Below are 13,640 nucleotides of genomic sequence, written 5' to 3'. Positions count from 1 at the left end.
AGTTTAGAGACAAAAATAAACCCCGAGTAAGGTAGCCTTACTCGGGGTTGGAAAATCTAGCTTAAGCGTTTATTTTTTGCCGCTAGTTTGCTTGTCTTCTTCAGTCAGTTCGCGAATACGACGGCTGATGTCACGACGTGCTTTAGAGATTTCTGCACTTTTGATGATGTGGTCATCAACACGATCTTCGTAGTCTGCTTTCATATTTTTGATGATTGCGACGATTTCATCGTGAGTCATTTCTGGTTTGATGTAATCTAGAAGGTTTTCTAGAAGGTCAACACGTTTGCGGTTATCACGAACTTTCTTTTCGTTATCAAGCAGCTCACGTTTTAGTTTGTTTTTACGACGAGCTTGGTTAACGATTTCAAATACGCTACTCATAGTTCTCTTTCCTAATTTTATGAATATCTCCCTCGATTAAAGCACAACATCCAGTGGCATAACAGTCTTTAGATCAATCACAATGCAGAGTTGAACATTTCTCAACCAATTGCGATGTGTCCACATAATCACGCTTCTTTAATCGAGTTTTGGGCAACATCGTAGAATCCATCGATTCATTGTCATAACGTGGCCTTCACTATATTATCAACACCATTGAATGCAAAATGATGAACTTGATATGGACTCTGGGAACACTGCGGAGCAAGTAAGTAGTCAAGATAATGAGCAAGCCACTCGCTCTGTGGCTGAAAAGTTAAAAACAGCGTATATCAACGCTCGCGAGCAACTCGAAATCATCGAAGTTGAGCTGAATCGTTCAAAAATAATGATGGTTGATCAAGATGGCAACTTGACGAAAGTGCCAATTCTCTCGGAGCATTGATACCTGACCCGATTCGCAAAGGGTGCCAGGTCTTGCGCTATGCTTTAGCCTGACACCGACACCTGAATCGTTAACGCTTCTTGCATCTCTTTGCCAATGTATGATGCATGATTTCGAAGCGATTTAGGTACCAAGTCAAATGCAAAAATAATAAGGAAATGCATTATGAAAGTTGAGCTAACGGCAATTGAAGCACGAGTCATTGGTTGCTTGATCGAAAAAGAAGTCACCACCCCAGATCTTTACCCCCTCAGCCTAAACGCTTTAACCAACGCGTGTAATCAAAAAAGCAACCGTGATCCCGTAATGTCGCTCTCTGAGTCAGACGTTCTCGATGCCGTTGATGCTCTAATTGAGCGTAGGCTCGTCAGTGACGAAAGTGCGTTTAACAGCCGTGTTAGCAAGTATCAGCACCGTTTCTGTAATACGGAGTTTGGTGATTTAAAACTGACAGAACAAGAGAAGGGAATCGTGTGCTGTATGCTTTTGCGTGGTGCTCAAACGCCTGGGGAAATTCGCACTCGTACCAATCGTCTCGCGACATTTCATGATGTCAAAGAAGTTGAAACGGTTTTGGAGCACTTAGCAAGCGAAGAAAAAGGACCATTAGTGGTCAAGTTACCACGTGAAGCCGGAAAGCGAGAATCACGCTATATGCATTTGTTCTGTGGCGACGTTGACGTCTCTGAGCTCGCAGCGCCAGTGTCAGCGGCTGGCTCTAATTCTGATCGAGTTAGCCAGCTAGAGCTCGAAGTTGCTCAGCTTAAAGAAGAGCTCGATGAACTTAAAGCTAAGGTCGAGTCACTACTTTCATGATTGAAAATACAGCGCAGCGTTGGAGTGTCTATTTGATACGAAATAACCGCAATGCGCTGTATTGCGGTGTCACAAACAATGTTGAGCGAAGATTCAATCAGCACCAAACGGGCAAAGGAGCGAAAGCTTTAAAAGGAAAAGGTCCCTTGGTATTGGAGTGGTCTTCGGATTTTGATTCAAAGACGCTTGCCATGCGGGCTGAGTATTATATTAAGCAACTAACAAAAGCTAAGAAAGAGCTACTTGTTACGTCAAAAGCAAGTATTGTCGTTGATGAAAATCAGCAGATGATGTTAGAAATGGCTTTATCGAAATAAGCGTTCGCGACATGCCGAATAACAAAGAAACCGTCCACAGAGGCGGTTTCTTTTTAGTTTTGGAGTACCATGTAAGAACAAACTGACGCATAATGGGTTGGTGTTCTGTTTAAACACTCAGAGTATGAAAAGGAGAAATGATGTTTTGTGACCTTGCAATTAGGTACACAATAAACGTTTATTCGTTCCAACTCAGACTAAGAACCAATTTATTATTGAAACAGGCACTCAGAGGAAGGTAGATTACAAGAGTAAAGGATGACTCGGCTAGGTAACGAATAGAGCTGAATTAGGCTCATAAAAAGCTAAAAGAGCAGTAGATGAAAAAAGCGTTAGTATTCTCCCTGATGTCAATGGCCACTGTCGCGCCGATAGCGCAAGCCACTCAAGTTCTCAATGGGTATTGGGCATATCAAGAATTTTTAGACCAGTTTCCAGAACAGAAGCAGTTAACGAATGCGTTGGCTGACGCCGTGCGAGAGACTCCTGTTCCGGTTGAAAGAGACAAAAAACGTCCGTTAAAAATTTCTGTGGTTTATCCAGGCCAACAGATTTCGGATTATTGGATTCGAAATATCGACGCATTTGAACAGCGTTTAGATAAACTCGATATCGACTATCAACTTAATCAAGTATTTACCCGTCCCAACGCAGATATTAAGCAACAAAGTTTGTCTTTAATGGAAGCGCTGAAGAGCAACTCCGATTATCTGATTTTCACTCTCGATACCACTAGGCATCGTAAGTTTGTTGAACACGTCTTAGACTCAAAGAAAACCAAGTTGATCTTACAAAATATCACTACACCGGTAAGAGATTGGGAGGATCACCAACCGTTCCTTTATGTTGGTTTTGATCATGCTGAAGGCAGTCGTGAGCTTGCAGTGGAGTTTGGTAAGCGTTTTCCAAAACAGAGCCATTATAGTGTGCTCTACTTTTCAGAAGGGTATATCAGCGATATCAGAGGCAATACCTTTATCAATCAAGTCAACCGTGATAACAACTTTGAACTACAATCTGCTTACTATACCAAAGCGACAAAGCAGTCTGGGTATGAAGCAGCAAAAGCGAGTTTGGAAAAATATCCTGACGTCGATTTTATTTATGCGTGTTCTACAGATGTGGCGCTAGGGGCTGTTGATGCGCTGAAAGAATTAGGGCGTGAAGATGTCATGATCAACGGCTGGGGTGGCGGCTCTGCAGAATTAGAAGCGCTTTCGAAAGGGGAGTTAGACGTTACTGTTATGCGTATGAACGATGATACTGGCATTGCAATGGCAGAAGCGATTAAGTGGGATCTTGAAGGGAAACCCGTTCCAACCGTTTATTCTGGTGATTTTGAAGTCGTCACGAAATCTGATTCTCCAGAAAGAATTGAAGCATTAAGAAAACGCGCATTTAGATACTCAGACAATTGATGACAACTACATCAAAAACAAGAAAGCGTCGCTCATTGTCGACGCTTATTACGAAAATAATCATTCTCGTACTTGCTCCGATCATTTTAGGCATCTTCGTTCAGAGTTATTACTTTTCGAAGCAAATTATTTGGCAAGAAGTGGATAGAACTAAGCAACAGACGTCAGCGCTGATTCTTAATATTTTTGATAGCCATTTTGCTGCGATTCAGATTCATCACAACAGCAACTCGAAGAGTGATGTTGTTTTAGATTTTTATACAGAACGGGATGAAGAAGCTCTCAATTACTTTTTCATGAGTATTGACCAGAGTGATCCTTCTCATACGCCAGAATTTCGCTTTCTCACCGATCATCAAGGCATTATTTGGGACGATGGGAATGCGCATTTCTATGGCATCAATAACTTGATTCTCAATGGCCTCGCGAGCCAAGTGACTTTTAGCAACAATTGGTATTACCTCCCTTCACATACCCCAATGGGAACTCGCCATCTGTTACTGCGTCGTGTGCCGGTTTTACAACCTAAAACCGGTGAAGTGATGGGGTATTCTTACAATGTTGTTGTTCTAGATAACAACTTCGGGTTGATGGAAAGACTAAAAAACGAAGGGAACGTTGATAATGTTGTTTTGGTGGCCAACGATACGCCACTAGCCAGCTCACTAGTCGGAGATGAAGCGTACAAAATATTTGATGTTCTGAAGCGGCGCGAGTCTCAGCAAAAGCTTGACCAGTTGTTGATCATTAAAACCCCTATCGAAGTCAATGCTGCCACGACGGATTTGTGTTTACTAACCGTGCAAGACAATCAGAGTGTTGTGACGCTGCAAATCCAGCACCTTTTGGCGATGCTGGCTTCGGTTATCGGGATGGTGATGATTGCGTTGATGACCAAAGAGTGGATTGAGAATCGAGTCGTCGAAGAGCTTGGCTCGTTGATGGCATACACTCGTTCGGCTCGTGAAGAAAAAGGGTTCGAAAGGTTTGGCGGGTCGGATATCGAGGAGTTCGATCATATTGGTTCGACACTAGAAAACACCTTTGAAGAGCTGGAAGCGCAAAAGCGTTCATTCCGCGATCTGTTTAACTTTGCGTTATCGCCGATTATGGTGTGGTCAGAGTCTGGCGTACTCATCCAAATCAATCCGGCAGCCCGCAAAGAATTGGTCATGGAAAACGACATTGAAACTATGCACCCAGTGTTTAAAGGCTTCAAAGAAAAGTTGATGCCGCACCTGCGAATGGCAGCTCAAGGAGCCACGTTAACTGGCGTCAATGTACCAATTGGAGACAAGGTATATCGCTGGAACTTATCGCCGATTCGAGTTGACGGTGATATCAGCGGTATCATTGTTCAAGGTCAGGATATTACGACGCTTATTGAAGCGGAAAAACAAAGTAACTTGGCACGTAAAGAGGCAGAAAAATCCGCCCAAGCACGTGCCGATTTTCTGGCTAAAATGAGCCATGAAATCCGAACGCCAATCAATGGCATTCTAGGAGTTGCTCAATTATTAAAAGACTCGGTCGAAACGGAAGAACAGAATAACCAAATCGACGTACTTCGACATAGTGGTGAGCACTTACTTGCTGTTTTGAATGATATTTTGGATTTTTCGAAGATTGAGCAGGGTAAGTTTAATATTCAAAAGCACCCGTTTTCTTTCACTGACACGATTCGAACGTTAGAAAACATTTATCGTCCAATTTGCGAAAATAAAGGCGTTAACCTCGTCATTGAAAACAAGATTGATCCCAATGTTGAAATCTTTACTGACCAAGTTCGTCTGAACCAAATTTTATTCAACTTAGTCAGTAACTCAGTTAAGTTTACCCCCTCGGGCAGCGTACGCTTGCATGCGGAACTAGAGCAGTTCTACGGCGCCGAAAATAGTGTGTTGGTAGTGGAAATTACGGATACGGGCATCGGCATAGAGCCCGATAAGCTCGACCAAATGTTCGAACCTTTCGTTCAAGAGGAAGCAACGACCACTCGAGAATACGGTGGCAGTGGTTTGGGACTGACCATTGTGAAAAGCCTCGTCGATATGCTGGAAGGTGACGTTCAAGTACGTAGTCAAAAAGGTTTAGGCACGACCTTTGTTATTACAATGCCAGTGAAAGATCGTGAGCGAGTGCTCACCCCTCTTGATTCAAGCTTGAGAGTTAAACCTGGTGAGTTATTCGCAGAGAGTCTAAAAGTACTGTTGGTAGAAGATAACCATACTAATGCCTTCATTCTCAAAGCATTTTGTAACAAGTACAAAATGCAGGTTGATTGGGCAAAAGATGGATTGGAAGCGATGGAGTTCTTAAAAGATCATACTTACGATTTGATTTTGATGGACAACCAACTGCCGCATCTTGGAGGAATTGAAACAACCAAAGAGATCCGACAGAAGCTGAAGTTAGGCACGCCAATTTATGCTTGTACTGCCGATACGGCGAAAGAAACCAGTGATGCGTTTATGGAGGCGGGCGCGAATTACGTATTGCTCAAACCGATTAAAGAAAATGCGCTGCATGAAGCCTTTGTTGACTTCAAGCAGCGATTCTTAATTGAACGAACGTGATGAACTCATTCGCTATGAGCCTTAATTGATAATTCAATCGCTCACTAAACCGAAAAGCACAACGCCATAACTTAGGGTTGTGCTTTTTTTGTATCTCAATGCTTCACTTGTTGATAAGCCAGGAGTGCTGATATCACCGTTAGTGTCGTATATAACTACTATTCACCCAAGTACTACGTTGCGTTACTCAAACTTGTTCCCCAATGGCATATTCTATGTGATTTAAATCACAAAAACTTATTTACTTAGCGTGCTAACTATTTTATATTACTTAGCAAGCTAAGTAATTGAGTAGATCTTATGATTCAAGACATCAACAGTTTGCGCGACCTTTCTCTGGCTGAAAAGTTATCTCGTGTTGCCCGTTTGTGGAAAATGGTTGCAGATCGCGAGTTGGAGCCTTTAAACCTGACGTACCCGCGTTGGACTGCGTTATGGAAACTTTATCGAATGGGCGACAACGTTAGTCAGAAGCATTTGGCTGAAGCGCTTGAGATTGAGTTGGCATCGCTGATGCGCACATTAAAGCTATTAGAAGAGCAATCTCTGATCACTCGCCATTGCAGTGAGCATGACAAGCGAGCACGCATTGTTAGCCTTACAGAAGAAGGTAAAACCCTACTCAAGCAAATGGAGACTCGAATTCTTCAAGTACGGAGCAAGCTACTGACAGAAATCAATGACCAAGAGCTTCAAAAGCTTTCATTGATCCTAGATCAGATTGCTCACAATGCACTTGATTCACTTAGCGAATAAGTCAGAAACCCGAATTAAAAGAGAAGTAAACGCCTATGACTCCAGATCAAAAATTCGCACGTTGGATCAAGTATTCTTGCGTCGCGTTTGTCCTTGTCTTTGCCTATTTTCTAGTCGCAGATCTCGCCATGCCACTGACGCCCCAGGCAATGGCAACGCGAGTGGTAACTAAAGTAGCTCCCCGTGTGAGTGGACAGATTACGCATCTTTATGTTGCCAACAATCAAGAAATAAGCCAAGGCGATCTACTATTCCAGATTGATCCACAGCCTTATCAGCTCGCCGTAGAAAAGGCTCAACTTAACCTTGAGCGTGTGATTCAAAATAATGAACAGCTTGATGCCTCTATTGCAGCGGCAAAAGCGGACGTTGAAGCGAGCAAAATTGTCGCCGAGCAAAAAGTTCGCGAAGCCAAACGTCTTGATACATTGTTTCATCGCAATGGCACCTCGCAACAACAGCGTGACGACGCACAAAGTAGTGCAACGGCAGCCAGAGCAAACTTACTGGCCGCGCGCGCTCGTTTAAAAGAGTTGGAAGTAAACCGAGGCGATTTAGGTGCGACGAATGTAAATATCCGCGTGGCACAAAACCAGCTAAAACAAGCGGAACTTAATCTGTCTTACACTCAAGTAGTGGCCGAACATGATGGCGTTGTCGCTAACTTGCAGCTGGAAACGGGTGCCTATGCGGCAGCTGGTACGCCTCTTGTGGCTTTAGTCTCGGATGACGTGGATATTATTGCCGACTTTCGTGAAAAGAGTCTGCGACACTTCAATCAGAACAGTCGGGCGTTAGTGGCCTTTGATAGCTTGCCAGGTGATGTATTTGAAGCTCGTATTACGAGTGTGGATGCAGGGGTAAGCTCAGGCCAGTTTGATGCAGATGGCCGCTTAGCGACACCGACTGACTCAAACCGCTGGGTGAGAGACGCGCAGCGTTTACGTTTACATTTAGCTATCGATGAACCTCAACAGCGCGCATTTCCGGCCGGGGCACGTGCGACTGTGCAACTGTTGCCAGAAAACTCATTATCTGGCTGGTTAGCGAGATGTCAGATCCGATTTTTGAGTCTTCTTCATTACATTTATTAACGGGGAGGCGATATGAAGTTATGGGATCATCCCATGTCGGAAAACGACTTCCGTCAGTGTTTGCGCATTGCAACTGGCGCGACCATTGGCTTCACCTTATGTAAGGTCTTTGGCTGGAATTATGGCGTATTTTTTACCGTAACACCGATGTTGTTACTTGGAATGGTACCAGTCATGAGCCTGCATGCCGCACGACAGCTGATTTTTTCAGCGGTCGTATGCGGATTAGAGGTCGGTATTCTTGGTGGGCTATTTGGTGGACATCCTGGCATGATGACGATCATCGCCTTCGGGTTGTTTTTGTATAAGTTCGCCTGTATGTCAAAAGGGAGCTTATTCCTGTTTGGGGCAAATAGCGTGCTGAGCTTGAGCATCATGCTGCATTTTGCGAGTTATCCAACAACCGACTTAAATGATCTGATATTCAGCAACCTACAAGCGAATGTTATTTCAGTGATCGTGGCCTACGTCGTGACATTTTTGATCCCTGATGCAGAGCCTCGTCAGCCACCGGCAAAACCATCTCAGCCTAAACAGAGTCACCGCATGCGTCATGAAGCCCTTATGGGGGCGAGTATCGCTACAATGTCTTTCCTTGTATTCCAGCTATTTGACCTCAGTGATTCTATGTCCGCTCAGGCGACAACCTTGCTTTTATTGTTTCCTATGCATTGGAACGGTGCTTTAGGGTATGCGCGCAAAAGAGCGATGGGGACCTTGATGGGGGTAACCTTTGGTATTGCTGGGCAGCTCGTACTATACGATTGGTCGGATACCTTGCTGTTTATCGTCCCATTGCTGTGGATTGGCGCGATGATGTTCAGCTATATGCACGTAAAAGAGTCTAGTGGTTCAGGAGCCGGATTTGGCGGATTAACCACATTAGGTATTTTATTTGGCCAATACCTTACTCCGGATGGCGATTTAATGTTCAGCGCTCTGTATCGCGTGAGTAGTATTTTGTTTGCTATTGTTGTCACTCTGCTCGTGACCTATGCGGTGCACAGAGTGCTCAACAGCTTTGAGGCGACGCGCTTTAGCCAACAGTAAGTTCAGACGTTACTGGTTAGAAAGGACTGCTCCAGTAACTCTGTTTTTAGCTCGTGACTCATCGTTATTGGGCTTTCAAACTTAATTCCTATTACCCAGCCTTTCACCAACTTCTTAATGTTGGCAATGACACACCGATTTTCTTCTCCGATATAGTGACTTAGAGAAGAGTCGATAGTGACACTTTCACCAACGTTGAATTCAGGCTCTATAAAGGTTGAGATACCAATACCTGCCAGTGAGAAGTCGATAAGGCTACCGTCGTAAACATTCCCCGCGTGAACAATCTTACAGTCCATTTGCAGCTTATATCGTTCGTGTTCCCGGACTGGTTTGGTTGCAAATGTTCCTGGAATTCGAATAAATAAAAGGGGCGAAGGACGAACCGCAGTTGTTAGAACACTGGATTTAAATGCAATGACATGGCCTAACTCCGTATCTGATACACCACGCACGATGACATCGGCGTTTGGGAGTTTTCTCATCACTTGCTCTTCAAGCAAACGCATCGGTATATCAAGAATCAAATACGCGTTCTCTTTCATCCCAAGATAGGTGGTGGAATACGTATACTGGTCCTTAGGCCCAAACTCGAAATTAGTCGAAAGTTTCATTCCCGGTTTGAGGAATCTATGCAGTTCATCTTTAGTATGAGTGGCAGGCATTACATTGGCGTTTTAATTATTGGTTAAATCGAGGCTATCAAAACGCCATTTTGTTATTCAAGATAGTAGGACAAAAGTTTTTGTAAAATTATCGCTATCTGTGAAGTGGTGGGCGATAAGTTTGGCTCATTCCATCTTTCATAAAGATTTGGCTTGCCACAATACTGCCGCAGGTTACCAGCATCAGCGCTAACCAAGTCAGTGAATCTGGTTGTTCACCAAAAATTGGAACGGCAAGAAGTGTCGCGACGACTGGAGTTAATGACCCAAAAGCAGCACTGGCTTCGGCGCCAATAATTCGGATTGCATAGATAAAGGTAAAAGAGGCGATTAAGCCTGCGCCGACACCTTGCAACATCGCGTGGCCAAATAACTCTTCCCACGGCCACTGACTGATCGGCGTTATCGCTAGGTAACTATCTACCCATCCGAAGCCAACCGCAATGATGAGCAGTGCCAAAGACGCGATTGCAACGAATCCAGCACAGACATGCGCATTAAGGTTAGCAACACGAGCACTGATGGTGAAAACAGCCCACATAATGCTACCGGTTAGAAACAAGATGTGGCCTTGTAATTGAGACCAGTTGTACTCTGCACCGCTATTAGAAAGAAGGAATACAAAAATCCCTAACAACACCGTAGAAAGCCCGATTAAGCGGTGAGCACTCAGCGACTGTTGATAGCACAACACCGCGATAGCAGAAACAAATAATGGCAAAGTGCCAGGTACTAATGCACTGCCGTGCGCCACGGGAGCGAAGTGCATAGCTGTGCCGACGACCAGCAGGTAGGGCAGGCCACTCCCTACCACAACACCAGTTAGGTAGCGTTTAGGCACGACGCGAAGCGCCTGCTTATGCTTAATCACAAATGGTAATAAAACTAAACTTGGGATTAGAAAGCGAACTAACGCGATATCGGCTGGCTGCAAATTAGAAATTGCGCCCCCTTTTAAAGAAATAAAGAAACCAGACCAAAGCAGTAAGGTCGTTAATATAGCTGCGTATCCCAAGATCATTGTCGGCATGTCCATTTGTAAATGATGTGTTAATTGTTGAATAAAACTCGTGCCAAAGGGAGGCAAAATTTGACGTAATTAAGCTTGATGTTGGTGATAAAGCACGTATAAATGTCAATTGTTAGTGATTATTGGCATGGAAGGAAAAATGGACAAAATTGACAGGCAACTGATCAACTTGATGCAGAAGGATGCAACCCTGACTACGGCAGAGCTCGCTGACAAAGTAGGATTATCGGCATCACCTTGTGCAAGACGCATTAAGCGTTTAGAGCAGGAGGGCGTAATTAGCGGTTATCGAGCCATTGTGTCCAGAGACACGGTGGGTATTGCGATGACCGTATTTGTTGAAGTCAGTTTGAACAACCACCAAGCTTCTTCGATTGATGAATTTGAACATGCTGTTGTTGAAATGGACGAAGTGATCTCGTGCCATGTTGTATCAGGGGCTTATGATTATTTGTTAGAAGTGGTCAGCAAAGATCTCGCTGGTTATGAAACATTCACTAGAAAGCTACAACGATTAGAAAACGTAAAAGATATCCATACGCACTTGGCGATTAGACAAGTGAAAGGAAATGGAAGCTTGCCGATTTATGCATAAGAAAGATGAAATTTCTCGATAGACTTAAGATTGCTCACTATCACCGAAAGCGATACCGACAGTTCGGTACAGACAGAGCGCGAACGCTGGGATGGAGAGATAAGTACAGCCAAATCAGTCGATTTGAAGCCTTGTGCCGTGGGTTAACGTTAGACGGTTCAAGTCTTTTAGATATTGGGTGCGGCTACGGAGACTTATTAGCGTTTATTGAGTTCAACAATCTGCGCCCCCAAAGTTATATTGGCATTGATCAGCAAAAACAGTTTATCTCTGAGGCCAGAAAGCGGGACTTTCGTACTCAAAGTGAGTTCGTATGCGGTGACTTTTCAACGTTGGTATTGCCCCGTAGTGATTATGTCTTTGCTTCTGGATCATTGAATTATCAATCCGCGAATCCAAATCATACCATTGAGATGATCGAGAAAATGTACCGGGCCGCAGAGAAAGGGTGCGTGTTTAACTTATTGGATGAAGAAAAGCTGCCGAGCATGAGAATGCTCGCATCGCATAATAAAGTTGGGGTGTTACGCTATTGCCGATGGCTATGTCCAGACGCACAATTGATCGAGGGTTATTCCGATCACGACTTTACGATCGCGATGATCAAAAAAGCGGAATCAGTTTCCTAACTCCGCCTTATAAATTCTTAAGCCTTATTGGTGCTTGTATTGTGAGATTTCACAGTTACCTGTGTATCTATCAACCTTGAATGAGAACGCAGCTGAATGGTATTCCCTCCCATCACTCCAAATTGTTTCTCCGAAGATTTTACAAAGGTCCAAATCGCTGATTGAACCAAACTCTTTTACGTGCCTAACTACTGACAAAAACTTGGCTTTGGTAGCATTAGGACAGTCCCTGTTACTTAATCGATTGATAACCATGGTTGTAGCATCATCTCCAGCCAAATGTGACTTTTTATTAAATTTTATTAATGGGTAAATTAACCAAAAATTGGCCATAAGTAAAGCATTATTGTGACGTATGTCTCTATAAGTTGCCTCTCTTGGTCATGGTTTAGTCAAGTTTGTAAAAGGGAACAGTCCCATTTTTTACATATAATGTTGGGATCACTAAAAGAGGGAATTAAAGCACGAATAACGTCCAATATTGGAGTGAAAACCCGACATCGTCTTTTCAAAACGAGCTCGATTTTTACCTCGAAACATCTTGAGCGTATTGAAGCGATCTCGCTTCTTTATCATAGAGTTGCGCTAGTGCTTGGTACTGTGAAGAAAGGCGTTTGTAATCCTCGGTAAGTTGCAAAGCGTTGGTGTTATACCACTCCGCAGTGATTTGATTGGCAGTTTCGTTTGACTCACGGCACTTTTGGGCAAGTTTCTTCCATCCATTTGCTGACCATTGAGATTGTGTGCTCAATTTAATCAACTCATTAGCTTTAGTCGTGAGTTCTTCTTTATATTGAATGGAGGCTTTTAATTGAGTTTTGAACGCATTTTGGTTCGAGCGAGCGCGCCAAAGTAACACGAGTTCATGTAGGGAAAAGGTTTGGGACAATAACTGGCGCTGCTTATGTTCGGCTAAAAGTGCATTGAATACCTCAACATGCTTATTGTAATTGGACTCTAAACGATTGAATTGGGTAAGATTGTCATTCCACGACGACGGGTTACATTGAATATTGGCGTGCCCCACAATGGGGAACAGAAGAAGCAACAGTATCCAATTGAGTTTGTTGATCATTATTGCTCGCGTTAGTTGACCGACCCTTTTGAGTATATACCCAAATTTCCGCGACATGCGTGTTGCCGGTGAGATAAGAACAAAGAATGAAAAGGAAAAGTACATGAAGAAAATTCTCATCGCATTGATTGTCATACTGTTGCTCGGTGGGGCGGGTGCTGGATACTATTTCTTCTTTATGCAGAAAGATGAACCTGAGGCGCCAAAAGCTGCGCAAGTGGAGCAAGCGCCAGTGGAAGAAGAAATATCCAAACCGATTCTGGATTTAGAAACCTCCCCTCCTGAAGTGACCGAATACTATGTCATTGAGCGTCGAATCAATGTTTACAATAAGCCAAATGCTAATGCTTTGGTTGTCGATACGCTCTATAAGGGAGAAAAAGTATCGGTGTTAGAAAAAGTGGATGGTTGGTATCGAATCTCTGGTTACCTTGTTTATGAAGAGGGCGGTGAAGAAAAAGCTGAGTGGTTGAATGCCGAAGGATTATCTGATGCAGAGCCAGTTATTAAAGAACAAGAGCGTTTAGAAATACTGGATGGATATTTGCAGAAGTCGGATGATTTAAAAGTCCACTTGGACATCTTCCGCAAGAAAACCCAGCAATTGTTAGACGATGAAACCTGTGATCCGAGTGATTTTGAAGAGCTCGGTGGCTGGGTTCGTTCGGTTACTTATGACAAGCGCAATGTGTACTTCATTTATTGTGGTGGTTTGGAGCAAGAGAACAAAATCTATTTAGATGTCGATAAAGGCGATATCTTTTACCGCTAACAGAGCGCCTTTAGTTTA

The 13,640-nt window shown here is 43.6% G+C and carries 16 protein-coding genes; 11 read left to right on the top strand and 5 right to left on the bottom strand.

Features of this window, described 5'->3' with window-relative positions; translation table 11 throughout:
* Positions 1-69: 69 nt before the first annotated feature.
* Complete coding sequence (locus FKN16_RS01920) at positions 70-384, bottom strand: DUF496 family protein (protein WP_005373603.1); 315 nt, start codon at positions 382-384, stop codon at positions 70-72.
* A 241-nt stretch (positions 385-625) separates the two neighbouring features.
* On the opposite strand from FKN16_RS01920, the gene FKN16_RS01915 reads away from it, so the two are divergent.
* From FKN16_RS01915 to FKN16_RS01880, 8 genes are all read left to right on the top strand, one after another.
* Entirely contained in the window at positions 626-829 is a 204-nt protein-coding gene (locus FKN16_RS01915) for a hypothetical protein (protein ID WP_031780656.1), read from the top strand.
* Between the two features lie 165 nt (positions 830-994).
* On the top strand, positions 995-1,645 hold the full coding sequence (locus tag FKN16_RS01910; protein ID WP_104973498.1) for a YceH family protein: 651 nt from the start codon (positions 995-997) through the stop codon (positions 1,643-1,645).
* Positions 1,642-1,962 carry a GIY-YIG nuclease family protein gene (locus FKN16_RS01905; RefSeq protein ID WP_012842363.1) on the top strand — a complete coding sequence of 107 codons (321 nt, stop codon included), beginning with the start codon at positions 1,642-1,644 and terminating at the stop codon, positions 1,960-1,962. Before FKN16_RS01910 ends, FKN16_RS01905 begins: the two co-directional genes overlap by 4 nt.
* Positions 1,963-2,282: 320 nt before the next feature.
* Positions 2,283-3,380: an autoinducer 2-binding periplasmic protein LuxP gene (locus tag FKN16_RS01900; RefSeq protein WP_005397733.1), complete on the top strand. Its 1,098-nt coding sequence runs from the start codon at positions 2,283-2,285 to the stop codon at positions 3,378-3,380.
* Complete coding sequence (luxQ, locus tag FKN16_RS01895) at positions 3,380-5,956, top strand: quorum-sensing autoinducer 2 sensor kinase/phosphatase LuxQ (RefSeq protein WP_048624830.1); 2,577 nt, start codon at positions 3,380-3,382, stop codon at positions 5,954-5,956. Before FKN16_RS01900 ends, luxQ begins: the two co-directional genes overlap by 1 nt.
* Positions 5,957-6,256: 300 nt before the next feature.
* Positions 6,257-6,712, top strand: coding sequence for a MarR family transcriptional regulator (locus FKN16_RS01890; protein ID WP_005397727.1), 456 nt, complete (start codon positions 6,257-6,259; stop codon positions 6,710-6,712).
* A gap of 35 nt (positions 6,713-6,747) precedes the next feature.
* Positions 6,748-7,806 (top strand): HlyD family secretion protein, encoded by a 1,059-nt coding sequence (locus FKN16_RS01885; protein WP_104972361.1) that lies wholly within the window; start codon positions 6,748-6,750, stop codon positions 7,804-7,806.
* A gap of 12 nt (positions 7,807-7,818) precedes the next feature.
* Positions 7,819-8,856 (top strand): DUF2955 domain-containing protein, encoded by a 1,038-nt coding sequence (locus tag FKN16_RS01880; protein ID WP_046875880.1) that lies wholly within the window; start codon positions 7,819-7,821, stop codon positions 8,854-8,856.
* 2 nt (positions 8,857-8,858) lie between these two features.
* On the opposite strand, the gene FKN16_RS01875 is transcribed toward FKN16_RS01880, so the two are convergent.
* Both FKN16_RS01875 and FKN16_RS01870 read right to left on the bottom strand, forming a co-directional pair.
* Complete coding sequence (locus FKN16_RS01875; RefSeq protein WP_170901874.1) at positions 8,859-9,521, bottom strand: flagellar brake protein; 663 nt, start codon at positions 9,519-9,521, stop codon at positions 8,859-8,861.
* 94 nt (positions 9,522-9,615) lie between these two features.
* Positions 9,616-10,542, bottom strand: a complete 927-nt coding sequence (locus FKN16_RS01870) for a DMT family transporter (RefSeq protein ID WP_006741159.1) — start codon at positions 10,540-10,542, stop codon at positions 9,616-9,618.
* A gap of 148 nt (positions 10,543-10,690) precedes the next feature.
* On the opposite strand from FKN16_RS01870, the gene FKN16_RS01865 reads away from it, so the two are divergent.
* Together FKN16_RS01865 and FKN16_RS01860 are read left to right on the top strand one after the other, a co-directional pair.
* Positions 10,691-11,146 (top strand): Lrp/AsnC family transcriptional regulator, encoded by a 456-nt coding sequence (locus FKN16_RS01865; RefSeq protein ID WP_031780652.1) that lies wholly within the window; start codon positions 10,691-10,693, stop codon positions 11,144-11,146.
* A 5-nt stretch (positions 11,147-11,151) separates the two neighbouring features.
* Entirely contained in the window at positions 11,152-11,775 is a 624-nt protein-coding gene (locus tag FKN16_RS01860) for a class I SAM-dependent methyltransferase (protein WP_005397716.1), read from the top strand.
* Between the two features lie 24 nt (positions 11,776-11,799).
* On the opposite strand, the gene FKN16_RS24815 is transcribed toward FKN16_RS01860, so the two are convergent.
* Positions 11,800-12,030: a hypothetical protein gene (locus tag FKN16_RS24815; protein WP_031780651.1), complete on the bottom strand. Its 231-nt coding sequence runs from the start codon at positions 12,028-12,030 to the stop codon at positions 11,800-11,802.
* Between the two features lie 271 nt (positions 12,031-12,301).
* Entirely contained in the window at positions 12,302-12,850 is a 549-nt protein-coding gene (locus tag FKN16_RS01855; protein ID WP_104973894.1) for an ATPase, read from the bottom strand.
* Between the two features lie 103 nt (positions 12,851-12,953).
* Between FKN16_RS01855 and FKN16_RS01850 the strand changes: the two genes are divergently transcribed.
* Positions 12,954-13,622, top strand: coding sequence for an SH3 domain-containing protein (locus FKN16_RS01850; RefSeq protein ID WP_048624833.1), 669 nt, complete (start codon positions 12,954-12,956; stop codon positions 13,620-13,622).
* The last annotated feature ends 18 nt before the right edge of the window (positions 13,623-13,640 follow it).

The organism is Vibrio sp. 11-4(1) (assembly GCF_013048625.1).
GTDB classification, from domain to species: domain Bacteria; phylum Pseudomonadota; class Gammaproteobacteria; order Enterobacterales; family Vibrionaceae; genus Vibrio; species Vibrio diabolicus.
The sequence above is the reverse complement of the archived record's forward strand: the minus strand, read 5'-3'. Positions and strand labels throughout refer to the sequence as shown.

Excerpts from the sequence above, each read along its gene's own strand:
- FKN16_RS01905 (WP_012842363.1), top strand. The coding sequence starts at position 1,642 with ATGATTGAAAATACAGCGCAGCGTTGGAGTGTCTATTTGATACGAAAT.
- FKN16_RS01880 (WP_046875880.1), top strand. The coding sequence starts at position 7,819 with ATGAAGTTATGGGATCATCCCATGTCGGAAAACGACTTCCGTCAGTGT.
- FKN16_RS01890 (WP_005397727.1), top strand. The coding sequence starts at position 6,257 with ATGATTCAAGACATCAACAGTTTGCGCGACCTTTCTCTGGCTGAAAAG.
- FKN16_RS01860 (WP_005397716.1), top strand. The coding sequence starts at position 11,152 with ATGAAATTTCTCGATAGACTTAAGATTGCTCACTATCACCGAAAGCGA.
- FKN16_RS01915 (WP_031780656.1), top strand. The coding sequence starts at position 626 with ATGGACTCTGGGAACACTGCGGAGCAAGTAAGTAGTCAAGATAATGAG.
- FKN16_RS01910 (WP_104973498.1), top strand. The coding sequence starts at position 995 with ATGAAAGTTGAGCTAACGGCAATTGAAGCACGAGTCATTGGTTGCTTG.
- FKN16_RS01885 (WP_104972361.1), top strand. The coding sequence starts at position 6,748 with ATGACTCCAGATCAAAAATTCGCACGTTGGATCAAGTATTCTTGCGTC.
- FKN16_RS24815 (WP_031780651.1), bottom strand. The coding sequence starts at position 12,030 with ATGGTTATCAATCGATTAAGTAACAGGGACTGTCCTAATGCTACCAAA.
- luxQ (WP_048624830.1), top strand. The coding sequence starts at position 3,380 with ATGACAACTACATCAAAAACAAGAAAGCGTCGCTCATTGTCGACGCTT.
- FKN16_RS01875 (WP_170901874.1), bottom strand. The coding sequence starts at position 9,521 with ATGCCTGCCACTCATACTAAAGATGAACTGCATAGATTCCTCAAACCG.
- FKN16_RS01870 (WP_006741159.1), bottom strand. The coding sequence starts at position 10,542 with ATGATCTTGGGATACGCAGCTATATTAACGACCTTACTGCTTTGGTCT.
- FKN16_RS01850 (WP_048624833.1), top strand. The coding sequence starts at position 12,954 with ATGAAGAAAATTCTCATCGCATTGATTGTCATACTGTTGCTCGGTGGG.
- FKN16_RS01865 (WP_031780652.1), top strand. The coding sequence starts at position 10,691 with ATGGACAAAATTGACAGGCAACTGATCAACTTGATGCAGAAGGATGCA.
- FKN16_RS01900 (WP_005397733.1), top strand. The coding sequence starts at position 2,283 with ATGAAAAAAGCGTTAGTATTCTCCCTGATGTCAATGGCCACTGTCGCG.
- FKN16_RS01855 (WP_104973894.1), bottom strand. The coding sequence starts at position 12,850 with ATGATCAACAAACTCAATTGGATACTGTTGCTTCTTCTGTTCCCCATT.
- FKN16_RS01920 (WP_005373603.1), bottom strand. The coding sequence starts at position 384 with ATGAGTAGCGTATTTGAAATCGTTAACCAAGCTCGTCGTAAAAACAAA.